The 26427-nt window shown below is 61.0% G+C and carries 19 protein-coding genes; 9 read left to right on the top strand and 10 right to left on the bottom strand.

The annotated features are described in order from the left end of the window. Positions 1 to 7: 7 nt before the first annotated feature. Positions 8 to 721, top strand: a complete 714-nt coding sequence (locus ETEE_RS07020) for a response regulator transcription factor (protein WP_034163984.1) — start codon at positions 8 to 10, stop codon at positions 719 to 721. Then, positions 718 to 2184, top strand: coding sequence for a sensor histidine kinase (locus ETEE_RS07015; protein WP_034163983.1), 1467 nt, complete (start codon positions 718 to 720; stop codon positions 2182 to 2184). The genes ETEE_RS07020 and ETEE_RS07015 overlap by 4 nt, the downstream gene beginning before the upstream one ends. Before the next feature lie 9 nt (positions 2185 to 2193). On the opposite strand, the gene gdhA is transcribed toward ETEE_RS07015, so the two are convergent. The 3 genes from gdhA to uspA all read right to left on the bottom strand — a co-directional run bounded on the left by gdhA (position 2194) and on the right by uspA (position 5909). Then, positions 2194 to 3540, bottom strand: coding sequence for an NADP-specific glutamate dehydrogenase (gdhA, locus tag ETEE_RS07010; protein WP_034163982.1), 1347 nt, complete (start codon positions 3538 to 3540; stop codon positions 2194 to 2196). A 177-nt stretch (positions 3541 to 3717) separates the two neighbouring features. After that, complete coding sequence (dtpB, locus tag ETEE_RS07005; protein ID WP_034163980.1) at positions 3718 to 5193, bottom strand: dipeptide/tripeptide permease DtpB; 1476 nt, start codon at positions 5191 to 5193, stop codon at positions 3718 to 3720. Between the two features lie 278 nt (positions 5194 to 5471). Next, positions 5472 to 5909: a universal stress protein UspA gene (uspA, locus tag ETEE_RS07000; protein ID WP_012850148.1), complete on the bottom strand. Its 438-nt coding sequence runs from the start codon at positions 5907 to 5909 to the stop codon at positions 5472 to 5474. Positions 5910 to 6507: 598 nt separating this feature from the next. On the opposite strand from uspA, the gene uspB reads away from it, so the two are divergent. Both uspB and ETEE_RS06990 read left to right on the top strand, forming a co-directional pair. Then, a complete protein-coding gene (uspB, locus tag ETEE_RS06995; RefSeq protein ID WP_034163979.1) occupies positions 6508 to 6843 on the top strand; it encodes a universal stress protein UspB in 336 nt (111 codons plus the stop codon). Between the two features lie 234 nt (positions 6844 to 7077). Beyond that, a complete protein-coding gene (locus ETEE_RS06990) occupies positions 7078 to 8427 on the top strand; it encodes a sodium-dependent transporter (RefSeq protein ID WP_174434931.1) in 1350 nt (449 codons plus the stop codon). 79 nt (positions 8428 to 8506) lie between these two features. On the opposite strand, the gene pitA is transcribed toward ETEE_RS06990, so the two are convergent. Both pitA and mgtA read right to left on the bottom strand, forming a co-directional pair. Then, the gene (pitA, locus tag ETEE_RS06985) at positions 8507 to 10003 is read right to left on the bottom strand and encodes an inorganic phosphate transporter PitA (RefSeq protein ID WP_034163977.1); all 1497 of its coding nucleotides are present in this window, start codon (positions 10001 to 10003) and stop codon (positions 8507 to 8509) included. 285 nt (positions 10004 to 10288) lie between these two features. Beyond that, positions 10289 to 13000: a magnesium-translocating P-type ATPase gene (gene mgtA / locus ETEE_RS06980; protein WP_034163976.1), complete on the bottom strand. Its 2712-nt coding sequence runs from the start codon at positions 12998 to 13000 to the stop codon at positions 10289 to 10291. Positions 13001 to 13771: 771 nt separating this feature from the next. Here mgtA and ETEE_RS06975 point away from each other — a divergent pair. Further along, positions 13772 to 15511 carry a sensor histidine kinase gene (locus ETEE_RS06975; protein WP_034163975.1) on the top strand — a complete coding sequence of 580 codons (1740 nt, stop codon included), beginning with the start codon at positions 13772 to 13774 and terminating at the stop codon, positions 15509 to 15511. Here the strand turns inward: ETEE_RS06975 and asd are convergent. Then, complete coding sequence (gene asd / locus ETEE_RS06970; RefSeq protein ID WP_034163973.1) at positions 15508 to 16611, bottom strand: aspartate-semialdehyde dehydrogenase; 1104 nt, start codon at positions 16609 to 16611, stop codon at positions 15508 to 15510. The genes ETEE_RS06975 and asd overlap by 4 nt on opposite strands. Positions 16612 to 16884: 273 nt before the next feature. On the opposite strand from asd, the gene pldB reads away from it, so the two are divergent. Together pldB and yigL are read left to right on the top strand one after the other, a co-directional pair. Beyond that, positions 16885 to 17919: a lysophospholipase L2 gene (gene pldB / locus ETEE_RS06965; protein ID WP_071844105.1), complete on the top strand. Its 1035-nt coding sequence runs from the start codon at positions 16885 to 16887 to the stop codon at positions 17917 to 17919. A gap of 16 nt (positions 17920 to 17935) precedes the next feature. Beyond that, complete coding sequence (yigL, locus tag ETEE_RS06960) at positions 17936 to 18733, top strand: sugar/pyridoxal phosphate phosphatase YigL (RefSeq protein WP_034163971.1); 798 nt, start codon at positions 17936 to 17938, stop codon at positions 18731 to 18733. A 43-nt stretch (positions 18734 to 18776) separates the two neighbouring features. Here the strand turns inward: yigL and fdhE are convergent, their stop codons facing one another. The 4 genes from fdhE to fdnG all read right to left on the bottom strand — a co-directional run bounded on the left by fdhE (position 18777) and on the right by fdnG (position 24439). Further along, a complete protein-coding gene (gene fdhE, locus ETEE_RS06955; RefSeq protein WP_034163970.1) occupies positions 18777 to 19703 on the bottom strand; it encodes a formate dehydrogenase accessory protein FdhE in 927 nt (308 codons plus the stop codon). Between the two features lie 82 nt (positions 19704 to 19785). Next, positions 19786 to 20436 carry a formate dehydrogenase-N subunit gamma gene (gene fdnI / locus ETEE_RS06950; RefSeq protein WP_034163969.1) on the bottom strand — a complete coding sequence of 217 codons (651 nt, stop codon included), beginning with the start codon at positions 20434 to 20436 and terminating at the stop codon, positions 19786 to 19788. Further along, positions 20423 to 21376, bottom strand: coding sequence for a formate dehydrogenase subunit beta (gene fdxH / locus ETEE_RS06945; RefSeq protein ID WP_034163968.1), 954 nt, complete (start codon positions 21374 to 21376; stop codon positions 20423 to 20425). The genes fdnI and fdxH overlap by 14 nt, the downstream gene beginning before the upstream one ends. Before the next feature lie 12 nt (positions 21377 to 21388). After that, complete coding sequence (gene fdnG / locus ETEE_RS06940) at positions 21389 to 24439, bottom strand: formate dehydrogenase-N subunit alpha (protein ID WP_117026439.1); 3051 nt, start codon at positions 24437 to 24439, stop codon at positions 21389 to 21391. Positions 24440 to 24812: 373 nt separating this feature from the next. Between fdnG and fdhD the strand changes: the two genes are divergently transcribed. Together fdhD and yiiM are read left to right on the top strand one after the other, a co-directional pair. After that, positions 24813 to 25637, top strand: a complete 825-nt coding sequence (gene fdhD, locus ETEE_RS06930) for a formate dehydrogenase accessory sulfurtransferase FdhD (RefSeq protein ID WP_034163963.1) — start codon at positions 24813 to 24815, stop codon at positions 25635 to 25637. 102 nt (positions 25638 to 25739) lie between these two features. Next, on the top strand, positions 25740 to 26414 hold the full coding sequence (yiiM, locus tag ETEE_RS06925) for a 6-hydroxyaminopurine reductase (protein WP_034163962.1): 675 nt from the start codon (positions 25740 to 25742) through the stop codon (positions 26412 to 26414). Positions 26415 to 26427: the final 13 nt, after the last annotated feature.

Here is a 26427-nt window from a genome sequence, read left to right as displayed (position 1 = left end):
AGCGGTGATGACGGGAAAACGAATTCTGGTGGTAGAGGATGATACGCTGATTGCCGAACTGCTGACGCTGCATCTGTGCGATGAGGGATACCAGGTGACCCACGCCGCCGACGGCGATCGGGGAATGGCGCTGGTTGAACAGGGCGGATGGGACGCGCTGATCCTCGATCTGATGCTGCCGGGCGTGGATGGGCTGGATATCTGCCGTCGGGTGCGCGCCATGACCCGCTATACCCCGATCATCATCACCAGCGCCCGATCCAGCGAGGTTCACCGGGTGCTGGGGCTGGAGCTGGGGGCCGACGACTACCTGGCCAAGCCGTTTTCCATGATTGAGCTGGTCGCCCGCGTAAAGGCGCTGTTTCGTCGCCAGGAGGCGATGGGCCGCAACCTGATGCTGGAGGGGGGACGCCTGAGCTATGGCCCGCTGACCATCGACCCCATGGCGCGGGCGGTGTGGGTGGGCGAGCGGCCGATCGAGCTCACGCCGCGCGAATTCGATCTGCTGTACTTCTTTGCCCGTCACCCCGGGCAGGTATTTTCACGCCTGCAGCTATTGGACAAGGTATGGGGATACCAGCACGACGGCTACGAGCATACGGTCAATACCCATATTAACCGCCTGCGCACCAAGATCGAGGCCGATCCCGCCGAGCCGGCGCTGATCCTGACCGTCTGGGGCGCCGGATACAGGTTCGCCGACGCAGGGGGGGCGGCATGAGCCGCCTGAGCCTGTCGCAGCGTCTGGCGCTGGTGTTTGCCCTGCTGCTGCTGGTGTGCAGCGCCCTGACCGGCTGGCTGCAGCTGCGCAGTAATACGCAGTATAGCCAGCAGGTGATCCAGCGTCTGTCCGCGAACCTGGCGCGTCATATCGCCGAGCATAACCCGCTGCTGCAGGCCGACGGCCTGAACCCGGCGTCGGTAAAAAACCTGTTCGATCAGCTGATGGCGGTGAACCCCAGCGTGGAGGTCTATCTGCTGGATGAGCAGGGGCGGATCATCGGCGACGCGGCGCCGCCGGGGCGTATCGTGCGCCATCAGGTCAGTCTGGCGCCGATCGCGGCGTTTCTGGCGGGAAAACCGCTGCCGCTGTACGGCGACGATCCGCGCAGCCCGGACGCCCGTAAAGTGTTTAGCGCCGCGCCGCTATCGCTGAACGGCCATACGCGCGGCTATCTGTATGTGGTGCTGCTGGGAGAGAACTATAGCCGGCTGAGCGACGACGTCCGGTTCGGTTCCGCCTGGCGCATGGCGGGCTGGTCGATAGCCCTGATCCTGATCTGTGGGCTGCTGGCCTGGCTGCTGGTCTACCGCTGGGTCACCCGCCCGGTTCACGCCCTGATGCGTCAGGTGGGGCGTCTGGAGCACGAGGGACTGGAGACCGTACAGCCTGCGACGCTGGCCGCGCTGCAGCAGATCCGCGGCGAGGATGAGGTCGCCCAGCTGCAGCGGGCGTTTGGCCGCATGGCGCGGCGGATCACCGAGCAGTGGCAGCGCCTGACCGATCAGGATCGCCAGCGGCGCGAGTTTATCACCACCGTCTCTCACGATCTGCGCACGCCCCTGACGTCGCTGCATGGCTATCTGGAGACGCTGAGCCTGAAGCGGGATACCCTGAGCGCCGCCGATCGACGGCGTTACCTGGATACGGCGCTGGCCCAAAGCCAGAAGGTCGGGCGTCTGGCGCAGCAGCTGTTTGAGCTGGCGCGCCTGGAGTACGGTGCGGTGAAGCCGCAGCGCGAGCCTTTCTCTTTTAGCGAGCTGCTGCAGGATGTGTTTCAAAAGTTTGAGCTGGCGGCCGAGGCCCGCGGCCTGACGCTGAGCGCCGACGTAGCGACCGGCCTACCGCTGATTTCGGCTGATATCCATATGATGGAGCGGGTACTGACCAACCTGCTGGATAACGCCGTGCGCCATACGCCGCAGGAGGGGCGCATCGTCGTACGCTTATGGCAGGAGGAGCGGCGGCTGTGGGTTGAGCTGTGCGACAGCGGCCCCGGCGTACCCGATGGGCTGCGCAGCGCGCTGTTCCAGCGGCCGCTGTCATCCAGCGGGGCGCGTTACGGCACCGGCGGGCTGGGGCTGCTGATTGTGAAACGGATGCTGGAGCTGCACGGCGGAGATATCGCCCTGATCGCGCGGCAGCGACAGGGCGCCTGCTTCCGCCTGTCGCTGCCGCTGTAGGGCTGTGGGCTACAGCACGCCCTGCGCCAGCATGGCGTCGGCGACCTTCACGAAGCCCGCGATGTTAGCGCCGCGCACGTAGTGCACCGGCCCGCTCTGACCGCCGCTGTAGTCGACGCAGGCCTGGTGGATATCCAGCATGATCTGCTGCAGACGGCGATCGACCTCCTCCGCGCGCCAGCCGAGGCGGGCGGCGTTTTGCGCCATTTCCAGCCCTGAGGTCGCGACCCCGCCGGCGTTGGCCGCCTTGCCGGGAGCAAACAGGACGCCGGCCTCTAAAAACCGGTCGGTAGCCTCAATGGTGGTGGGCATGTTGGCTCCCTCGGCCACGGCGCGCACGCCGTTGGCGATCAGGGTGCGCGCGGCGTCGGCATCCAGCTCATTCTGGGTGGCGCAGGGCAGCGCGATATCGACCGGCACGTGCCAAGGCTGGCACCCCTCCTGATAGAGCAGGCCAAACTCGCGGGCGTAATCGGCGATCCGCCCATCCGGGGTCGCCTTGATCGCACACAGGCGGGCCAGCTTCTCCGGGGTAAATCCCGCCTCATCGACCACGCAGCCGTTGGAGTCCGATGCGGTAATGACCCTGGCGCCCAGCGCCATCGCCTTCTCGATGGCGTACTGCGCCACGTTACCGGAGCCGGAAACGGCGATGCGCATGCCCTCCAGCCCCATGGCATGGCGCTGGAGCATGGCATCGGTAAAATAGACCAGCCCATAGCCGGTGGCCTCTGGGCGCATCAGGCTGCCGCCGAAGGAGAGTCCCTTGCCGGTAAATACGCAGGCGGTGCTGTTGGCGAGCTTTTTCATCATCCCCGCCATATAGCCGACCTCGCGCCCGCCGACGCCGATATCTCCCGCCGGCACGTCGGTATCGGCGCCGAGATGGCGATACAGCTCGGTCATCAGCGCCTGGCAGAAGCGCATGATCTCACCGGCGCTTTTCCCTTTGGGGTTAAAATCGCTGCCGCCTTTTCCCCCGCCCATCGGCAGCGTGGTAAGCGCGTTTTTAAAGGTCTGCTCAAAGCCGAGAAATTTGAGGATCGACAGATTGACCGAGGGATGAAAGCGCATTCCGCCCTTGAATGGCCCAATGGCCGAGCTGAACTGCACGCGCCAGGCCCGATTTACCTGCACCTGGTTACGGTCGTCCACCCAGCTGACGCGAAATTGGATCACTCTCTCCGGCTCGATCAGCCGCTCCAGCAGAGCGCTGTCGCGGTAGTGGGGATGCTGCTGCAGAAAGGGCCACAGGGTTGTCATGACCTCACGGACGGCCTGTGCAAACTCCGGCTGATGGGGGTCGCGCAGCTGGACACGCTGCATGAATTGATCGACTGATGCGAGGTGAGCCATAAAAACTCCTTGTTATTATAGAATTGCATTCGTTGTGTCGCAGATGCCTGCCGGCAGCCTAAAAAATAGGCTGTTTGGGACTATAGCATCGCAGCACGCGGGCAGCGCAAGGAGTTTTATCGGGAGAAAAAAAGAACAACGCCCTGTGCTGTCAGGGCGTTGTCGAGAAGTGAATAATTAGGCGTTTTGGCCATCGGCCGGTGTGTTCATCATCCGGTTAAGCCAGGGCACCATCGCCGCCATCACCAGCGTGACGATCAGCGTGGCGATACCGATCTTACCGAAGACGCCGGTATAGATGGGCAGGGTCTGCAGCGGATCGTGGATCCCCGCCGGCACCGCGGTGAAGGTCGCGACGTAGCCGCCGAGCAGGAAGGCGGCGGCCTGGGTCAGGAACCACATCCCCAGAATAAAGCCCATCAGGTACTGTGGCACCAGCGCGGCGACCATCGCCAGCCCCAGCGCGCTGATCATCAGCTCCCCGAGGCTCTGGAACAGGTAGACCAGCACCACAAACCAGGGAGAGGTTAACCCCTGGGCGTCAGCAAACCACATGCCCGCGGCGGCGGCGGTGAGGAAGCCCAGAGAGCACAGCAGCATTCCCAGAGTAAATTTAGTCGGCATGGTCATGTCGCGGCCGCGGCTGCCCAGGCGGGTGTAGATCGAGGCCAGGATCGGGCTGGCCACCACGACCCAGAACGGGTTGAGCGCTTGGAAGCTGACCGGGTTAATGGCGAAGCCGAGCAGCTCGTGACGGACATTATTGATGGCGAAGAAGTTAAGCGAGGTCGGCATCTGCGCATAGAGAATGTAGAACAGGACGGCTTCGACCATCAGGATGAACGCGACGAACATCCGATTGCGCTCGGTTTTATCCTGCTTAAAGGCTTCGCGGAAGAAGAAGTACAGCACCACCGCGGAGACCGCGATTAGCACGATGTTGGCGACGCCGACGTTGTGCATCAGCCAGGCGCAGAGAAAGATCATTACGACGGCCCCGGCCAGCACCAGCAGCAGCTTGCCATAGTTCAGCGGCTGATGATCCGGCGCTGAGCCGATGTTGCGTACCATGCCGCGGCAGGCGAAGTAGACCAGCAGGGCGATGATCAATCCCAGGCCGCACAGGTTATAGGTCACCGCATAGCCGAAGCGTTCGGCGATGATCGGCGCCAGGGAGAGGGAGAGCAGCGACCCGATGTTGATGGACATGTAAAACAGAGTGAAGGCGCCATCCAGGCGCGGATCCTTCGGCGGGTAGCATTTGGAGAGCAGACTGGCCGGGTTCGCCTTGAACAGGCCATTGCCGACGGCGATGGTACCCAGGGCGATGAAGATCATCTCTGGCTTCAGCAGCGACATGCCGGTCATAAAGTAGCCCAGCGCCAGCACGATAGCGCCGAGCACCATGGTGCGCTTGGTGCCCAGCAGATGGTCGCCGACGTAGCCGCCGATAGAGATCAGGCAGTAGACCAGCGCGGCAAAGGCGCCGAAGGTGATGAAGGCCTGCTCCTGAGAGAAGCCCAGCTGTTTGACGAAAAAGACGGCCAGAATGCCCTGTACGCCGTAATAACCGAAGCGCTCCCACAGCTCAACGAAGAAGATCATGAAGAAGGGCTTGGGTTGGTGAAGTAAACCGGGCGCGGTGTTGTTCATTGTGGTTGATCTCGGATTATTGTTATGTCGTGAAAAGGGTCGGCGTGGCCTGTCACGCCACGATACCGTGAAATAGAATGCCATTTTATAAGCAGATGGGCTGCATTAAATGCGGTATGTACGGCTATTTTATAGTTTATTGTTTTGAAATGGCGCGAATTTGTTGGCGGATCACACTATCCTGATGGGCGGGGGATACGCTGCGGCCAAAATAAAAAACGCCGGCGCGTAGAGACGCGCCGGCGTGGTAAAGAAAGCGTGGAACGAGCGACGTGACGTTAGTCGTCCTCTTCATCCTTCAGCGGAACGATCAGCATGTCGATATGAACGGTATTAATCAGCTGGCGGGCGGAGGACATCAGCTTGCTCCAGAAGTCCTGATGGTGGCCGCACAGGACTAAGTCCATATCGTATTTCTTGATGGCATCCACCAGCACCTGACCAAGATCGCCGCTGCCGCTCAGGGTTTCGGTAATCGGATAGCCTGCGTTTTGCGACAGTTCGGTCAGCGCATGGTGCGTTTCATCGGAGATGCGTTTTTGCATATCGCCCAGGTTAACGTCGATCAGGCCGGTATACAGATCGGAATAGTTGACGTCTACGTGGATCAGCGAAACCTTGGCATCGTAGGGGCGTGCCATGGATACGGCTTTTTCGACCAGTATGTTACTTTCCGGGGAAAGGTCTACAGCAACCAGGATGTGTTTATAAGCCATAAGATAGCTCCTTCCTAAAGCCGATTAACGGTGATGACAGGTTTCGTCCGCCCCGGTGGGTGCGCTGGCGATGCCTGTATATTAGCACTGTCCGGACAGCGAGATGTGTCGTGCGGCTCACAGGGTAGTTTTTTGTATGACCATCCCGGAGAAGACCGTGACCGGAGTCAGTTGTAAACGGCGCCCCGTGACTGCAGGAGCGTGCCAGGTAATATAATTAACCCATTTTTTATAAGGATAGCCGCAGGGTAAATCAAGCACTGTTTCCCTATTACGTGGAAAAGTTGATTTATCCCCGGAATCCCCATGCCTATGGTGCTATTTTTGTGGCTGATTTCGCGAATATATAATGAAATCTATAACCTATAGCGTAGAGAACTCCGGCGTGCCACGCGATATATAAATAATTTTTGTGATCTCTGTACGGGTTGCCGCCAGATTTCCTACACTAAGAATTGGAGACCCCGCACGCCGGGGCTCGCCGTCTCTTCATAACAACACCGTGGGCCGGGGCGAGTCAGCTGTGCCGGCGTTGTCTGTCTGGATAGGGCGTCCACGGCAGGGAGGTTACGCCGTGAGGATGCCGGGAGGGGAAACCATGATTAATACCGTCGCGTTATTTTGGGCGTTGTTTATTGTGTGCGTGGTCAACATGCTGCGTTATTACTCTTCCCTGCGCGCCCTGCTGGTGGTGCTGCGCGGCTGCGATCCGCTGCTGTACCAGTACGTGGACGGCGGCGGCTTCTTTACCAGCCACGGCCAACCCAGCAAACAGCTGCGCCTGGTGCGCTATATCTATGAGCGCCGTTACTGCGATCACCATGACGGGGAGTTTATCCGCCGCTGCGAGCGTCTGCGCCGTCAGTTTATGCTGACCAGCGCCCTGTGCGGGCTGGTGGTGGTCGCGTTGATTGCGCTGACGCTCTGGCACTGAGGGGAAACGGGCGTTGCCTAATGCCTGGGATTGTTATAGGGTGGAGAGGAACTTTTCATGATGGATTCGATGACCATGTCAACCCAGCGTCGCCTGCTAAACCTACTTCTTCTCCTTAGCACCTAGGGCGGCCTGCGCACACCATTCATTCTTTCAGGGCCGCCGGATGGCGGCCTTGTTGCAGATACCCTCAAGACGAACTCCGGCGATCCGTAATTCAACCGGAGCGATGTTATGAGTCAAATGTTAGCCAGTGGCCAGACGGCCGCCCGCGGTCCCCAGTGGTCATCGCGGGTGGGGCACATCCTGGCCGCCGCAGGATCGGCGATCGGTATCGGCGCCATCTGGAAATTTCCCTATGTGACGGCCACCAACGGCGGCGGAGCGTTTCTGCTGCTGTTTCTGCTGTTTAGCTTTACTCTGGGGCTGGCGGTGTTCATGGCAGAAACGCTGCTGGGCAGCCATAGCCGCCAGAGTGTGGTGAAGGCGTTCAGTCAGATGTGCGGCCGCCGCTGGGGATGGGTGGGTATCCTGGGTATCGTGACCAGCGGATGTATCTATAGCTTTTACAGCGTGGTCGGTGGCTGGACCGTCGGCTATACGCTGCTGGCCGGCGCCGGCCGCTTGCAGAGCGGCGATGCGTCTGCGCTCCAGGCGCTGTTTAGCCGCTACATCAGCGATCCCTACTGGCCGGTATTGACCCACCTGCTGTTTGCCGCCCTGACCGGCTATGTGGTGCTGGGCGGCGTACAGCGCGGCGTCGAGAAGGCGGTGAAGGTCATGATGCCACTGCTGCTGCTGATCATGGTGGCGCTGATCGCGATCGGCGTGACGCTGCCGGGCGCCGGTGCCGGCCTGCGGATGTTCCTGCAGCCCGACTTTAGCCATCTGAGCGGGAAAAGCGTGCTGGATGCGCTGGGCCTGGCCTTTTTCTCCCTGTCGGTGGGGCTGGGGATCCACACCACCTATGGCGCCTATCTGCCGGACAGCCGCGGCGTGGCCCGCTCCAGTCTGTGGGTGGTGGCGCTCTCTTGCCTGGTGTGCGTGTTGGCCGGGCTGATGATTTTTCCCGCGCTGAGCGCGGCCGGGCTGGACCCCAGCGCCGGGCCGGGGTTGACCTTTATGACGATGCCGGTGTTCTTTTCCCATCTGCCGTTTGGCAGCCTGTGGGCACTGGCGTTCTTTGTGCTGCTGCTGCTGGCGGCGCTCTCCTCGTCGATCTCCCTGCTGGAGCATATCGTGGCATTTGCCTGTGGACGCTGGGGGTGGTCGCGGCGTAACGCCACCCTGCTGGTCAGCGCTGGCATCATGACGGCGGGGATCCCGGTGACCCTCTCGTTTGGGCCGCTGGCGCGCTACACTCTGGGTGGGCGTACTCTGTTCGATTGGCTGGACTTTCTGACTTCTAACCTGATGATGCCGCTGTTCGCCATCGCGATCTGTCTGCTGTTTGGCTGGTCGTCGCGCCTGGAGGCGCTGCTGCCGGAGACGTTGCCGGCGCACTGGCGTCACGCCCTGCGCTTTACCTGGCGCTACGCCGCGCCGCTGTGCATTGGGGTTATTCTGCTGCATGGCGTGGTGTAAGGCGCGGACGCATGCGGCCCAGCGCCTATCGGCCAAAAAAAGCCCGCATTCGCGGGCTTTTTTATCGCTTAGCGGGCCGTTAGACCACGAAGGTGAGCGCCAGCCAGTACAGCAGGCTGGAGATGATGATCGCCATGGGCAGCGTCAGCACCCAGGCCAGCAGGATGTTCTTCACCGTTTTGCCCTGTACGCCGCCGCCGTCGACCAGCATGGTGCCGGTGACCGCAGAGGAGAGTACATGGGTGGTGGAGACCGGCATCCCGGTGTAGCTGGCCACGCCGATGGAGACCGCGGCGGTCATTTGCGCGGAGACCCCCTGCGCGTAGGTCATCCCTTTCTTCCCGATCTTTTCGCCGATGGTGGTGGCGACGCGACGCCAGCCGACCATGGTGCCCAGCGACAGGGCGAGGGCAACGGCGACGATGATCCACATCGGAGCATATTCCACCGTTGCCAGCAGATCTTTGCGCAGATCGGTCAGGAAGCGCTTATTGGTTTCGTTGGTTTCCGGCAGCTTGGCTACCTTACCGGCCGTGTCGGCGACGCACATCAGCAGGCGGCGCATATGGCTGCGCTGATCGACGCTCAGCTGATCGTAGCTTTGCAGATCGGTCAGCATACCCTGCGCGCTGGCGATGGCGACCTGGGCCCGGGCGGGGTCGCAGTGGAAGATCTTGCTGCCGTTGGCCTCTTCGCTGGCCGGGACTTCCGGCTCCGCGCTGATGACGTGGCTCAGCTCAGCTTGATGCTGACGATAGTACTGGTCCAGGTGGGTAATGGCATCGCGCGTGCGGGCAATATCGTACCCCGTCGCGTCCATGTTCATCACGAAACCGGCCGGGGCGACGCCGATTAGCACCAGCATCAGCAGACCGATCCCTTTCTGTCCATCGTTCGCACCATGGGAAAAGCTGACGCCGATAGCCGATACGATCAGGGCGATACGGGTCCAGAACGGCGGCTTGCGTTTGCCATCGATCTTTTCACGCTCGGCCGGCGTCATATGAATACGGCGACGTTTTTTGGTTCCGCTCCAGTAGCGGCGCAGCATCCAGACGATCAGACCGGCCAGCAGCAGGCCGACGATCGGCGAGATGATCAGCGAGAGGAAGATCTCAATCATCTTCGGGATGTTCAGCGCATCCACCACGGAGGTATGGGTCATGAGCGCGTTGGTCAGCGCGATGCCGATGATGGCCCCGATCAGGGTGTGGGAGCTGGAGGCCGGCAGGCCGAAATACCAGGTTCCCAGGTTCCAGATGATCGCCGCCAGCAGCAGGGAGAACATCATGGCCAGTCCATGGGCGGAGCCCACGTTCAGCAGCAGGTCGGTCGGCAGCAGGTGAACGATGGCATAGGCCACGCTCAGGCCGCCCAGCATGACGCCGAGGAAGTTAAAAATACCGGACATTACCACGGCGATCTGCGAGCGCAGGGCACGGGTGTAAATCACGGTTGCGACCGCGTTGGCCGTATCGTGGAAGCCGTTGATGGCTTCGTAGAACAGCACAAAGAGCAGCGCGAGGACTAACATTAGGCCAGTATGGAAATCTAGCCCTGCAAAGAGATGTAGCATATGCGTTACGCCAGTTTGTGGACATGAACGCGGCGCATTATCGGCGAGAAGACTGGGTGGGGAAAAGTAAAATATGACGTTTTTTTGATTTGTCGGCGGCAAAAGCGGGCGGGAAGTTAAGACTACTCTTAGTATTTCATAAAGTTATAAGAATTATGCTGCTAAAAATATTTTATAAGCTGATGGGGTTTTCTATGGCATTTCCTTGTTTATCAGCACCATCCCGGCGTATTTTTACCCGAGCAATCGCGGCGCGCTGCGTGATATGGCAGCGCGCCGCGGGGGTTAGAACCACTGACCGAAGCGGTGAATATAGAAACGCTTCATCAGCTGCGTCAGGATGCAGTAGCTCAGCAGGATGGCGACCAGCCACGGGAAGTAGGTCAGCGGCAGCGGCTGCAGGCCGATAAAGTGTCCCAGCGGCGAGAAGGGAATATAGATCCCGAGCGCGATGATGATTCCGGTAGTCAGCATTACTGGCAGGGCGGCGCAGCTCTGAATGAACGGGATCTTCTGGGTGCGCAGCATATGCACGACCAGCGTCTGCGACAGCAGTCCCTCGATGAACCAGCCGGACTGGAACAGCGACTCATGAGTAACGCTGTTGGCGGAGAACACATACCACATCAGGGCGTAGGTGGCGATATCAAATAGGGATGAGGTCGGCCCGATCCACAGCATGAAACGGCCGATGTTTTTGGCGTCCCACTTCCGCGGTTTACGCAGAAACTCCCTGTCCATCCGGTCCCACGGCAGGCTCATCTGCGACAGATCGTACAGCAGGTTCTGCAGCAGCAGCTGAATGGCCAGCATCGGTAGGAACGGGATGAAGGCGCTGGCGACCAGCACGGAGAACACGTTGCCGAAGTTAGAGCTGGCGGTCATGTTCAGGTATTTGATGATATTGCCGAAGGTCTCACGGCCGGTGATCACCCCCTGCTCCAGCACCATCAGATCCTTCTCCAGCAGGATGATATCCGCCGACTCTTTGGCGATATCCGTTCCGGTATCGACGGAGATGCCGACGTCGGCGTCGCGCAGCGCCGGGGCGTCATTGATGCCATCGCCGAGAAATCCGACGGTGTGGCCATTATTCTGCAGCGCTTTGAGTACCCTGGATTTTTGCAGCGGGCTCAGCTTGGCGAAGACGGTACGCTGCTCCGCCTCCTGCGCCAGCTGTTGGTCGTCCATGCTTTCGATATCGCTGCCCAGCAGGATCTCGCCCGGCGTCAGCCCCACCTCTTGGCAGATCTTGCCGGTGACGGTCGGATTATCGCCGGTCAGCACTTTGACCACGACGCCGTTTTCGCGCAACGCGTCCAGGGCGGTGGCGGCGGACTCTTTCGGCGGATCCAGAAACGTCAGCAGGCCACACAGGGTCAGGTCGCGCTCGTCGGCAATGCTCAGAGGAAACGCGCAGCCATCGCGGCCGAGCTCGCGGGTGCCGAGCATCAGCACGCGGAATCCCTGACGGTTATACCCCTCCGCCAGCGACTGCAGCGCGGCGCGGCGCGCCTTATCCAGCGGCTGCACCTGGCCCTGCTCTTCAATGTGGCTGGCGATGGCCAGCATCTCTTCGACGGCGCCCTTACAGATCAGCGTATGGTTCTGCTGCTCATCACTGACCACGATAGAGAGACGGCGCCGGCTGAAGTCAAACGGTAGTTCGTCGATTTTGCTGTAGCCGGCCATCGCCTCAATGGCCGGTTTATCCTGGCCGCAGCGGATCACCGCTTTGTCCATCAGGTTCTTCATGCCGCTTTGGTGATAGCTGTTCAGCCAGGCCAGCTGCAGAACGCGAGGATTTTCGACGCCTTGGGTATCCAGATAGTGCTCAAGAATAATACGATCCTGAGTCAGGGTACCGGTCTTATCGGTGCACAGCACGTCCATGGCGCCAAAGTTCTGGATGGCGTTGAGGCGCTTCACAACCACCTTACGCCGCGACATGGTGATGGCGCCTTTGGCCAGGTTGGAGCTGACGATCATCGGCAGCATCTCCGGCGTGAGTCCGACGGCGACGGCCAGGGCGAACAGCGCGGCATCGGTCCAGTCACCCTTGGTAAAGCCGTTGATCAGCAGCACGATCGGCACCATGACCAGCATAAAGCGGATCAGCAGCCAGCTGACGCTGTTAACGCCGCGGTCGAACGCGGTCTGCGAGCGTGTGCCGACGATGGATTTGGCCAGCGAGCCGAAGTAGGTGCGGTTGCCGGTGGCGACCACGACCGCCCGGGCCGTACCGCTGGAGACGTTGGTGCCCATCAGGCAGACGTTGGCCTGCTCCAGCAGGCTGCCTTCGGCGCCGCAGGGTGCGCTGGACTTTTCACGCACGCTGGCAGTCACATCATATTTTTCGATCGGTAGGGATTCTCCGGTCAGCACGGCCTGGCTGATAAACAGGTCGCGCGACTCAATCAGCTTTACGTCAGCCGGTACCATATCGCCGGCGGAGAGCAGAATGATGTCGCCCGGCACCAGCTGCTGCATCGGTATCTCGTGGCATTCGCTCTGGGCAAACGGGTGGGCGCGCCGCAGCACGGTCGCCGTGGTGCGAACCATGGACTTCAGCGCCTCGGCGGCCTTATTGGTGCGAAACTCCTGCCAGAAGCGCAGCAGCCCGCTGAGGGAGACCATCACCAGAATGATGATCACCCCGGTCAGATCGGTCGGCTCGCCATGACGCAGCGGGAGCCAGTAATCGGTGAAGAAGCTGATCAGCGCCAGCGCGATCAGCACGTAGATAAAGGGGTTGTTGAACGCCATGAAGAACTGAATCAGCGCCGGCGGCGCCTTTTCATGGGCGACCTGGTTGGGGCCGTGCAGCTGCAGGCGCTCGTGGGCGTCGTCCTCCTCCAGCCCCAGCGTATTGGCGGAGAGGTTGGCCAGGGTGGCGTCCAGGCTGACGCGGGCTTCATCGGCGATAGCGTGGCGCTTTGTCTGTTTTTCCCGGCGGCCGTTAAGAACCGCGGTGTTTTGATCGATCATCTGAGTCATAATGCGCTACTCATGTGCTGTTTTTAAGCACACCCCTGCCGCCCGGCAAAAGGTGTCTGTACGTGTGAGGCGTAGGGAAACGCTGGGCGTGACCTATCTTGTGTCGTTATGCGCAGCGCTTCAGGGGTGCGACGGCATAATGCACGCCGCGGCGAAGCTTATTCGCCCGGAGGAAACAGTGCCTGGGTATAAAACAGCATGATAACTGTCCGCATTTACGCGAGCGCGGTGCGCAGCGCGCGTGTCATTACTAAGGGTATGCAGCAGTTCGATATGAAGTGTTGCTGCCCGCCTGGGTTCGGCAAGCAGCACATCGTGAAGATGGTCAGCTTGCCAAGGATAAGTGCGTGTTGTCCTGATGACTCTGACTGTCCAAAGAGGGTATCTCCACCAACTAAAAAGTGGGCTAACTATAGTTCTGCCCGCGAGAGCTGTAAACCGTACAGAGTTAAACCAATGGTTAACAAAGTTATCCTTTCCATCCCTTCGCGGGAGCAAAAACAGATAAAATTATTAAGTATCAATAGGTAGTGATGTATTGCATGGCTCGCACTTTCTTACAAAAGCGCTTTACATCATCACATGATAATGATTATCATTAACTTGTTTTTCGGGTGGTGGCTTCACCTCCACCGGGAAGGCACGACATTGCTCACATTGCTTCCAATTTTTTAGCCAGCGTCGGGTGCTGGCTTTTTTTTGTCTACGATCGCGCAGCGGCGGGCAGTGCGCCGGCCTACAATGGTGACGCACCGTGGCGAAGGAGGGGGTATGGGCGTCAGCCAGATGGATTTGATCTTGTCTCTGCTGCAGCAAATGTGTGTCTATCTGGTGATTGCCTATCTGCTGAGTAAAACACCGCTGTTTATTCCGCTGATGCAGGTGACTATCCGTCTGCCGCATAAGCTGGTGTGCTACCTCACCTTCTCCATGTTCTGCATCATGGGGACCTACTTTGGCCTGCATATTGATGACTCCATCGCCAACACCCGGGCTATCGGCGCGGTACTGGGCGGGGTACTGGGCGGGCCGGGCGTCGGCTTTCTGGTGGGGCTGACCGGCGGCCTGCACCGCTATTCGATGGGAGGAATGACGGCGCTGGCCTGCATGATCTCCACCGTGGTCGAGGGGCTGGTCGGGGGGATACTGCACCGCTACATGCTGCGCCATCACCGTCTTGATCTGCTGTTTACGCCTTGGGTAGTCGGTGCGATCACCCTGCTGGCCGAGTGTCTGCAGATGGGGATTATCCTGGCGATCGCCCGCCCGTTCTGGGAGGCCGAAGCGCTGGTCGAGCACATTGCGCTACCGATGATGATCACCAATACCGTCGGCGCGGCGATGTTCATGCGCATTCTGCTGGATCGGCGGGCCATCTTTGATAAATACACCTCGGCCTTTTCCGCCAAGGCGCTGCAGATCGCCGCCCGGGCCGAGGGGATACTGCGTCAGGGCTTCGATCGCCAGAACAGCATGAAGGTGGCGCGGATCCTGTATGAGGAGCTGGGCGTCGGTGCGGTGGCGCTGACCGATCGCCAGCGCCTGTTGGCCTTTATCGGCATCGGTGATGATCACCATCGGGTCGGCTCGCCGATCACCTCGCACCATACCCACCGGGCCATCGAGCAGAACCAGGTGGTGTACGCCGACGGTAATGAGGTGCCTTACCAGTGCTCCATCACCCCGCACTGTAAGCTGGGATCGTCGCTGGTGATCCCGCTGCGCGGTGAGGATAACCGGGTCATGGGCACGATTAAGCTCTACGAGCCTAAGAACCGGCTGTTTTCCAGCATCAACCGAACCCTGGGGGAGGGGATTGCGCACCTGCTGTCGGCGCAGATCTTGGCGGGCAAGTATGAGCAGCAAACCCAGCTGTTGGCCCAGTCGCAGATTAAGCTGCTGCACGCGCAGGTGAATCCCCATTTCTTATTTAATGCCCTGAATACCCTGTCGGCGGTGATCCGCCGCGACCCGGACCATGCGCGGCGCCTGGTGCTGTCGCTATCGACGTTCTTTCGCAAGAATCTCAAGCGCAACGGTGATGAGGTGACGCTGGCGGACGAGCTGGAGCACGTGAACGCCTACCTGGAGATAGAGAAGGCGCGTTTCGCGGAGAATCTGGTGGTCGCGGTGTACTCTGACGCCGCGCTGCGGGAGGTTCGCCTGCCGGCGTTCTCCCTACAGCCGATCGTTGAGAATGCGATTAAGCACGGTACGGCGCAGCTGTTCGGCGTGGGACGGGTCGAGATCCGCAGCTGGCGTGAGGGGGAGCGGGTCTCTATCTGCGTGGAGGACAACGCCGGGCTGTATCGGCCGACGCCGGGCGGCGATGGATTGGGAATGAACCTGGTCGATCGGCGGATCAAGGCGCGCTATGGCGAACGCTATGGGGTGCAGGTCGACTGTGTGCCGGAGCGTTCGACCCGGGTGGTGGTGTGCGTGCCGTGGTCACCGCCGACGGAGGCCTTATCCCCGTCGACGGCGCCTGCGCCGCATCAGGGCACGGACTAGAGCAGCAGCCTCAGCATACGGCGCAGCGGCTCGGCGGCGCCCCACAGCAGTTGATCGCCCACGGTAAAGGCGGACAGATACTGCGGTCCCATGTTCAGCTTGCGCAGACGGCCAACCGGGGTGGCCAGCGTGCCGGTGACGGCGGCCGGCGTCAGCTCACGCATGCTCAGCTCGCGATCGTTGGGGATCACCCGCACCCATTCATTATGGCGGGCCAGCAGCTGCTCCACCTCTGGAATAGCGATATCGCGCTTCAGCTTGATGGTAAAGGCCTGGCTATGGCAGCGCAGAGCGCCGACCCGGACGCACAGACCATCGATCGGAATCGTCTGGGGGCTCGCCAGGATCTTATTGGTTTCGGCCTGTCCCTTCCACTCCTCGCGGCTCTGACCGTTATCCAGCGCCTTATCGATCCACGGGATCAGACTGCCGGCCAGCGGTACGCCAAAGTTATCCGTCGGCAGGGTACCACTGCGCATCAGATCGGTGACCCGGCGCTCGATATCCAGGATCGCGCTGGCCGGGTTTTCCAGCGCTGGCGCGACCTGGCCGTGCAGCATCCCCATCTGGGTCAGCAGCTCGCGCATATGGCGTGCGCCGCCGCCGGAGGCGGCCTGATAGGTGGCGACGGAGACCCACTCCACCAGATCGGCGGCGAAAAGCCCGCCCAGGGACATCAGCATTAGGCTGACGGTACAGTTGCCGCCGACAAAGGTTTTTACGCCGCTCGCCAGGCCTCGATCGATCACCGCGTGGTTGACCGGGTCAAGGATAATGATGGCGTCATCCTGCATCCGCAGCGCCGAGGCGGCATCGATCCAGTATCCTTGCCAGCCCGCCGCCCGCAGCCGCGGATAGATGGCCTGGGTATAATCGCCGCCCTGACAGGTGATGATAATATCCAGCGCCTTGAGCGCGTCGATATCGGAGGCATCCTGCAGCGTGCCGCGGTGGCCGCCGAACGTCGGTGCCGGCTGGCCATGCTGCGAGGTTGAAAAAAAGACCGGGCGGATAGCGTCGAAGTCGCGCTCTTCGCTCATGCGTTGCATAAGCACCGAGCCAACCATGCCGCGCCAGCCGATAAAACCAACGTTTTTCATATGCACTCCTGCCTTGGATGGTGACGAGTTGTGGATCGGCCGCCGCGCGCCGGCGCGACGCGCAACGGTGTGATAATCATCAAACTTACAAGATGTGCCGCGATGCGCAAGTGAATTTATTCGATGGCGGCGGCGGGATCGGCGCGCGGGACTCATAATAGCGGCGCCGCGCGCCGCAGGGGGAGAGCTCCCCGCAGGCCACTTTTTATGCCACAATAGCCCGCAGTGACGGCGCACCGCGCTACCCTTATTTTCCTGCGCGATACCATGACAATGACACCGATGTCTTCCATGATCCACGGCTGGCTGACGCGTGAGCGCAGCTTTGCTGCGTTTACGACCGGTCCGCTGCTGGATTTTTGGCAGCGGCGTCGGGAGGCCGAATTCTGCGGCGTTGACGGCATTGCGATCCGCTACGTGGCCTTTTGCGATGCGCGGCACACCCGCGCGATACTGATCGCCCCGGGTCGCATTGAAAGCTATATGAAATATCCGGAGCTGGCCTACGATCTGTTTGTGAGCGGCTATGACGTGGTGATCATCGACCACCGCGGCCAGGGAACCTCCGATCGGATGCTGGCCGACTCGCACCGCGGCCACGTGGAGCGCTTTGACGACTACGTGGATGATCTGCAGCAGCTGTGGCAGCGCGAGCTGCTGGCGCGCCCCTATCGGCAACGTTTCTTGCTGGCGCACTCGATGGGCGGCGCTATCAGCGCCCTGTTTCTGGCCCGCCGCCCCGCGGGGCTGACCGCCGCGGCGCTGTGTGCGCCGATGACCGGGATCCGCCTGCCGCTGCCGCGCTGGCTGGCGAATGGCATCCTGAGCTGGGCCACGCGGCGCCGTGCGCGCCGTACCCGCTATGCCCTGGGCACCGGCTACTGGCGTCCCCTGCCATTTATGGTTAACGAACTCACGCACAGCCGGGTGCGGTATCGTCGTTTTTTGCGCTATTATTCTGACTATCCACGGCTGCAGGTGGGCGGGCCGACCTATCAGTGGGTCGCCGAAAGCCTGACCGCTGCCGAACGGATCCAGCGCGTGGCGCCGGAGATCGTCACGCCGCTGCTGCTGCTGCAGGCCGCAGAGGATCGCGTGGTGGATAATGCGTCACAGCTGCGTTTCTGTCAGACACTCGCCGCCGCCGGCAACGCCCCCTGGGGCGGTGCGCCGCTGGTCATCAAGGGTGCACGCCATGAGATCCTGTTTGAACGGGACAGCCAGCGTGCCGAAGCGTTAACCGCTATCATGCGGTTTTTTAAACAATTTTCTGAATCGCCGGCACCTATTGCCGCCAACCCCTGCTGAGGTTAGAACATACTCTATGTATCATATCGTAGCTTCGGATATGGACGGCACCCTGCTGTCGCCCGCTCATACCCTGACACCCTTTGCCCGGGAAACTCTGCGCCTGTTGACCCAGAAAGGGGTGCACTTCGTCTTCGCCACCGGGCGTCACCATATCGATATCGCGCAGGTGCGCGACAGCCTGGGGATCAAGGCGTTTATGATCACCTCCAACGGAGCCCGGGTGCACGACCCGCTAGGTGAGTCGATCTTCAGCCACAACGTGGATCCCGATATCGCCCGCGATCTCTTCTCGATCGTGCACGACGATCCGCAGATCCTGACCAACGTTTACCGTAACGATGACTGGTTTATGAACCGGGAGGATCCCGCTCAGCGGGCGTTCTTCCAGGAGTCGGTGTTCCATTACCATGTCTTTGAGCCGGCGATGCTGCCGACGGACGGCATCTGTAAGGTCTATTACACCTGCGCCGATCACGATCGGCTGCTGCCGCTGGAGGAGGCGATCAATGCCCGCTGGGGCGATCGGGTGAACGTCAGCTTCTCTCTGCCCACCTGTCTGGAAGTGATGGCCGGTGGGGTGTCGAAGGGGCATGCGCTGGAGTTTGTGGCGCACCGTTTGGGCTATGGTCTGAAAGACTGCATCGCCTTTGGCGACGGCATGAATGACATGGAGATGCTGAGCATGGCGGGCAAGGGGTGCATCATGGCTGATGCGCATCAGCGCCTGAAGGATCTGCTGCCGCAGATGGCAGTGATCGGCAGTAACGCGGACGATGCGGTACCGCACTATCTGCGTAAGATGTACCTGTAAGCGGAAGCGGAATGGCCGGGCGCGCTGCGCCCGGCACCGAGTCTTATTCTCCGGGGAACAGGAAGGGGTTAAGACTGCTGCGGGCGAAGCCCGCCTCTTCCATTTTGGCATCCAACAGCAGCGTGGCGAGATCGTCGGCCACGGCATCGATGCCGCTGTCTTTTTCCTGGTATAGGATTTTCAGATAGCTGCCGCAGTCGCCGCAGCTCTCGGCCTTTACCGCCGCCTGCTCGCTCTCCAGCGACCAATAGCTCAGATCACGGCTCTCCTCGCAGTTACTGCACTTCACGCGCACCATATGCCATTCGCTTTCGCACAGACCGCAGTGCAGATAGCGCAGTCCGTTGCTACCGCCGATGTGCACGACGCTGCTGACCGGCATACTGCCGCACACCGGGCAAACATGGCGCTGTTCGCCGTACTCCGCCTGCGCTCGTCCGGGCAGCTGGCTGGCCATTTGGGCCCAGTAAAGCGAGAGGGCGGCCCATAGGAACAGCGCCCTGTCGCTGCCGACGGCGGCGTAGTCGCCCGCCAATAGGGCGCCGGCCAGCGCCTCGCGCTCACCGGCGGCGCACTTCTCTAGTCCCTCCAGCACCGGCAGGACGTGCGCCGGCGCCTGGGGACGCAGCTCGGCGATGATGGCCAGCAGCAGCCGCTGCCAGTGGGGTGTCCGGGCGAAGGTTTGCGTTGCCAGCGGCGGGGAGCCGTTGGCGGCGGCGTTGGCGACGATCGGCGCCAGATCCAGCGTTAGCGGGTTATCGAACAGCGCCTGCTGCTGCGCGTCGGCCAGTGTGGCGGCAAAGCACAGGTAGTCGGCTAGCGGGTGCCCGCCTGCCAGCGTGCGCAGGCGCTCTGCGCGCTGGCTGTACAGTCGCTGCAGGTTAGGCAGCAGCAGCGGTGCGATCGGTCCCAGCGCGCCTGCGCGACGTTCGGCGTCGATCTGCTCCTGGGGATGAATTCGAATGCTCATAGGGTTTCGTCTGATGTGTTGTGAATACATCGCGGACTCCCGCCGCCCGAGAGACGACGGGAGTCCGCGACAGAATGGGGGATCAGCCCGGCTTCTTACCGGACTGGGCCTCCTTTTCTTCCACTTCCTCTAGCCAGCGCGGGTGGTGTTTTCTGGCCCAGCGACGGCTGACCTTGCCTTCCACCATCCCTTTGATCGAGCCTTTGACCCAAAATGCCATGTAGATATGGATCAGGATGGCATGGATCAGCACGATGGCGGCGACGGCGTGCAGCAGCAGCGAGTAGCGCACCAGCGGGATCGGGAAGCGATCGGCGAAGTAGGGGCGCCAGATGATGATGCCGGTGATCAGCAGCACCAGGATCAGGCTCATGATGCTCCAGAACATCGCTTTCTGCCCTGGGTTATATTTACCCACGCGCGCCACCAGGTGCTCGTTGCCCTTCAGCACCTCAATGATCCCCTTAAACCAGGGAATATCCTGGCGTTCGAACAGGTTATGCCTTACGAAGCGGAAGAACATAACCAGCAGGGTAACAAAGATCAGCACGCCGAAGAAGGGGTGCAGAATCCGCCCCATCTGCGGTGTTCCGAAGGTTTCAGTCAGCCACTGTAGCGTGGGGAAGAACAGCGCTATCCCGGATAGCGCGACCAGGAAGAAGCAGATCACCACCGTCCAGTGACACGCCCGGTCAATAAACCGGGTGCGCAGGATCAGATTATTTTTGCTCATGGTGATTCTCCTCTGCATGTCCTTGCTTCTGGCTATGCTCCTGCCCGTCAACGTTCCCCCGCGGCGTATCGTCGTGATCGTCTTCGTCCTCCGTGTTAGGGCCGACGGCGATGTAGTGGTACAGCAGCCCGATAAAGGTAGCGATAAAACCGGCGAAGGCGACCGGCTTGAGCACATCCTTCCACAGCGTGATGGGGGTATCGATATGCGGATCCTTCGGCAGCCCGTGGTACAGCTCGGGTCGGTCGGCATGGTGCAGCACATACATCACGTGGGTGCCGCCGACGCCCGGCGGATCGTACAGACCGGCATCGGTGAAGCCGCGCCCCTGCAGCTCGCTGATGCGCTCGGCCGCCAGCGTCTTCATCGCCGCCTTGGTGCCAAAGTGGATGGCGCCGGTCGGACAGGTTTTGACGCAGGCCGGCTCCTGACCGACGGCGACGCGGTCGACGCACAGAGTGCACTTGTACACCCGTTTGTCTTCCGGATTCATGCGCGGCACGTTGAACGGGCAGCCGGCGATGCAGTAGCCGCAGCCTATGCAGTGCTCGGACTGGAAGTCGACGATACCGTTGGCGTACTGGATGATGGCGCCCGCCGACGGACAGGCCTTCAGGCAGCCCGGATCGGCGCAGTGCATGCAGCCATCCTTACGGATCAGCCACTCCAGCTTGCCGTTTTCCTCGACCTCCGAGAAGCGCATCACCGTCCAGGACTTGGCGCTCAGATCGGCGGGGTTGTCATACACCCCGACGCAGTGTCCGACCTCATCCCGGATATCGTTCCACTCTGAACAGCCTACCTGGCAGGCTTTACAGCCGACGCAGGTGGTCACGTCGATCAGCTTGGCCACTTCCTCCTGGTGATTGCGCCCGTTGGGGGGCGGCGTCAGGGAATTGGTGGCCGAACGCTTAATAATGTCTTGGGATTGCAGTGACATGGTTAGCCTCCGTTACACCTTTTCCACGTTAACCAGGAACGCCTTGTACTCCGGCGTCTGCGTATTGGCATCGCCGACAAACGGCGTCAGCGTGTTGGCCAGGAAGCCGGGACGCGCCACGCCCAGGTAGCCCCAGTGGATCGGGATCCCGATGGTATCGACCGCCTTACCGTTGACCTGCAGGGTACGGATGCGCTTGGTGACTACCGCCTTGGCCTTGATATAGCCGCGGTTGGAGCTGACCTTTACCGTATCCCCGTTGGCAATGCCCTTACTGCTGGCCAGCCGCTCACCGATTTCGACGAACTGCTCCGGTTGGATGATCGCATTCAACAGCGCATGCTTGGTCCAGTAGTGGAAGTGCTCGGTCAGACGGTACGTGGTGCCGACGTAGGGGAACTGCTCCGCCTTGCCCATCTGCGCCAGGTCGTCCTTGAAGACGCGCGCCGCCGGGTTGGAGACCACGTTGGGGTGCAGCGGGTTGGTGCCCAGCGGCGTTTCGAACGGCTCATAGTGCTCCGGGAATGGGCCTTCGGCCATCTTGTCGATGGCGAACAGGCGCCCCATCCCCTCTGGCTGCATGATGAACGGCCCGACGCCGCTGTTGGGCGGGGCATTGCTGTAGTCCGGGATATCGATGCCGACCCACTTGGCGCCGTCCCAGTGCAGCAGCTCGCGCTTGGGATCCCAGGGTTTCCCTGCCGGATCGGCCGAGGCGCGGTTGTACAGGATGCGACGGTTAAGCGGCCAGGCCCAGGCCCAGCCAAGGGTGTTACCCAGGCCGGAGGGGTCGCTGTTGTCGCGGCGCGCCATCTGGTTGCCTGCTTCGGTCCAGCTCCCGGCGAAGATCCAGCAGCCGCTGGCGGTGCTGCCGTCGTCGCGCAGCTGGGCGAAGGAGCTGAGCTGCTGTCCCTTCTTGACGATCACTGCGCCGCTGACCGGATCGGTCAGATCGGCCAGCGCCCGGCCATTGTTCTCCCGAGCCACCTCTTCCGGATGTGGGTTTTCCGGCGTTAGATAGTCCCAGGACATGTTGAGCACCGCCTCCGGCAGCGCGCCGCCCTCTTTGGCGTACATCTCGCGCAGACGTAGGAAGATCCCGGAGAGGATCTCGCCGTCGTTACGGGCGATCCCCGGCGCATCGGCGCCTTTCCAGTGCCACTGCAGCCAGCGGCCCGAGTTGACGATAGAACCCTCCTCCTCGGCGAAGCAGGTCGATGGCAGGCGGAACACCTCGGTCTGAATGGTGGATGGATCGACCGCGTTCAGCTCACCGTGATTCTGCCAGAAGCTGGCGGTCTCGGTGTTCAACGGATCGATGGTCACCAGGAACTTCAGCTTGGAGAGACAGTCGATTACTTTGTTTTTGTTCGGGAACGAGGCGACCGGGTTAAAGCCCTGACAGATATAGCCGTTGACCTTACCCTGCGACATCATCTCGAAATACTGTAGGACGTCATAGCCCTTGTCCCACTTGGGCAGCCAGTCAAACCCCCAGCTGTTTTGCGCCTGCGCCTTATCGCCATAGAAGGACTTCATCAGGCTGACGAAGAACTTGGGCGTATTGCCCCAGTAGTTGACCTGACCGGGCAGGGTCGGCTTCGGGGTGGTGGCGGCCAGGTAGCTGGCGAGATCCGGTTGTTTCTCCGACGGCAGGCTCAGGTAGCCCGGCAGGCTGGTGGAGAGAAGCCCCAGGTCGGTCAACCCTTGAATGTTAGAGTGACCGCGCAGGGCGTTGACGCCGCCGCCGGCCATTCCCATGTTGCCTAGCAGCAGCTGGATCATCGCCATGGTACGGATGTTTTGCGCGCCGACCGTATGCTGGGTCCAGCCCAGAGCGTACAGGAAGGAGGTGGTCTTGTCCGGCGCGCTAGTCTCGGCGATGTATTCACACACCTGGAGGAAGTCGGCGCGCGGGGTGCCGCACAGATTTTCGACTACCTCTGGGGTGTAGCGTGACACGTGGCTCCGCAGCAGATTCCATACGCAACGGGGATCCTGCAGGGTATCGTCGCGTTTGGCGAAGCCCTGTTCGTCCAGCTGGTAGTTCCAGCTACTCTTATCGTAACGGCGCTTCTCGGCGTCGTAGCCGCTGAACAGGCCATCCTCAAAGGCAAAGTCCTCCCGCACCAGCAGGCTGGCGTTGGTGTAGTTCTTCACATACTCGGCGTTGATCTTGTGGTTATCGATCAGATAGAGCAGCACACCGGAGAGGAAGGCGATATCGGTGCCCGAGCGGATCGGGGTATAGAAATCGGCCACAGAGGCGGTGCGGGTAAAGCGCGGATCGATAACGATCAGCTTGGCGTTGTTATGGATCTTGGCTTCCATCGCCCAGCGAAAGCCGACCGGGTGGGCTTCGGCGGCGTTACCGCCCATCACCACGATCAGGTTGGCGTTCTTGATGTCGACCCAGTGGTTAGTCATGGCACCGCGACCAAATGTTGGAGCAAGACTTGCTACCGTTGGTCCGTGTCAGACACGTGCTTGGTTATCGACTGCCAGCATCCCCAGTGAACGGCTGAATTTTTGCGTCAGGTAGCCAGTTTCGTTGCTGGAGGCCGAGGCGCACAGCATCCCGGTACTCAACCAGCGGTTGACGGTGACGCCCTGATCGTTGGTGGCGATGAAGTTGGCGTCGCGGTCCTGCTTGATCAGGCGCGCGATGCGGGTAAAGGCCTCATCCCAGCTGAGGCGCTGCCAGACGTTGGAGCCGGGCGCACGGTATTCCGGATACTGCAGTCGGGATTCGCTGTGGATAAAATCGAGGAGACCGGCGCCCTTCGGACACAGCGCGCCGCGGTTTACCGGATGATCCGGATCCCCTTCAATATGAAAAATATTCTCCTTTGCGTTTTTGGCTCCATCCCCCAGGCTGTACATCAACAGCCCACAGCCAACGGAACAGTATGTACAGGTATTACGGGTTTCTTTGGCGCGCAGTAGCTTGTACTGCCGGGTTTGCGCCAAAGCCAGCGACGGGGCGAAGCCCAGCACCGCTGCCGTTGTTCCTGCCATACCGCCAGCGCAGATCCTGAAGAATTGTCTTCTGCTGACTTGCATGGATTGCTCCTCGAATAGCCACATTGTTTGTTGAAATACGCCGGCGGGTCCGAAGCTGCCGGTGTGTTTCCTTTTCATTGTTTATTATTGCGTGTCGCTTTTTTGGGTATTATTTCCCTACTCGCAGTGTACCATGAAAGTATATTAAAATGTTAATGAGAGGTTTTAAAACAGGGTGCGTTTTGCTAGGGAAATGCGCTGTTTTTAGCTTCTTTTTTCCATTTTTGTAATGTGATTCAAATTACTGGGTTGCCCTTTCGGTCGAACTGCGCTACGCGGCGGTCATGTCGGTGAAAATTGATCGTCATGGATATAGAGGCTGGCGAGGGGGGCTGGTTTTTTCCCTTATCGGTCAATTTGATGGGAATAGTACGTGAATAAGAGAGCGTCTCTACTGCCGCAGAGCGTGTGCGGCGCGACGACCGTTCCGGTCTGGTCGCGCACCGAACCGAGCGAGCAGCGTCCTGACTGGGTCGCCAACGAGGTCCCGGTCGCACTGGTCTATAACGGTATTTCCCACGTGGTGATGATGGCGTCGCCAAAAGAGCTGGAGGCGTTTGCCCTGGGCTTCTCCCTGTCAGAGGGGATCATCCGTTCGCCGCAGGATATCTACGGCATGGAGGTTCAGGCGGCCTGCCATGGGCTGGAAGTTCAGATAGAGCTTTCCAGTCGCTGTTTTATGGCGCTGAAGGCGCGCCGTCGCTCACTGGCCGGCCGCACCGGCTGCGGCGTGTGCGGCGTGGAGCAGATCGGCGACGCGCTGCGTCCGCTGGCGCCGCTGCCGTTTAGCCAGCGTTTCGATCTAGCTGCGCTGGACGGTGCGCTGGCGCGTCTGCGCGAGGTGCAGACGATCGGTAACCTGACCGGCTGTACCCACGCCGCCGCGTGGCTTGACGGGAGGGGCGCGCTGCAGGGCGGCTGCGAGGACGTAGGGCGTCATGTGGCGCTGGACAAGCTGCTGGGCCTGCGTGCCCGCCAGCCCGAGTGGCAGGCCGGCGCGGCGCTGGTGTCCAGCCGCGCCAGCTATGAAATGGTACAGAAGGCGGCGATGTGCGGGGTGGAGATCCTGTTCGCCGTCTCCGCGGCCACCACCCTGGCTATTGAGGTGGCTGAGCGCTGCAACCTGACGCTGGTGGGGTTCTGCCGCCCCGGCAAGGGGACTATTTTCACCCATCCTCAGCGCCTGCGCGCGGTATGAGTCATGCCGCATGCGCCGTGGCACGCGGCGGTTTTCTCCGTCGCCGTTGCCCGCTATAGTGGCGGGTGACACATCCTTTTTCCCTCATCTGGAGCTATCGTCATGCGCTATCCCGAAGTCTACGTTGGTCGCTGTGCATCTTTTATCGGCGGTAAAAGCAGCGCCATCGTTAAGCGTCAGATGACCGATGCCCTGGCGCTGCTGCGTCTGGGGCTGGCCGGGGATGAGCAGGCGGAATTGCGGGTACACGGCGGCGCCGATCGGGCGCTGTGTCACTATCCGCGCGAGCACTATGACTACTGGCGTCAGGCGTATCCGCAGCAGGCGGAGCGCTTTGAGGCCGCGGTCTTCGGTGAAAACCTATCGACCACCGGGATGGATGAGGCCTCGGTCTTTATCGGCGATATTTATCGCTGGGGCGAGGCGCTGATTCAGGTGACTCAGCCGCGCTCCCCTTGCTACAAGCTGAATCAGATGATGGAGATAGGCGATCTCTCCCTGCACATGCAGCACAGCGGCCGCTGTGGCTGGCTGTATCGCGTAGTGGCGGAGGGGCGCGTCGGCGATCGCTGCCCGCTGGAGCTGGTGTCACGCAACGGCGATATCAGCGTGGCGCAGTGTATCGCCATTGTTTTCCACATGCCGTTCGATGAAGCGGAGTACCGCCGCTTGCTGGCCTGCGCCGGGCTCTCCGCCAGCTGGTGCAAGACATTGCAGAATCGCCTACTGCACGGGCGCATTGAAGATATGAACCGGCGTTTGTACGGGCGGGGGTAGCGCCGGCCCCGCG

It is taken from the genome of Edwardsiella anguillarum ET080813 (assembly GCF_000264765.2).
Classification (GTDB): Bacteria; Pseudomonadota; Gammaproteobacteria; order Enterobacterales; family Enterobacteriaceae; genus Edwardsiella; species Edwardsiella anguillarum.
The sequence above is the reverse complement of the archived record's forward strand: the minus strand, read 5'-3'. Positions and strand labels throughout refer to the sequence as shown.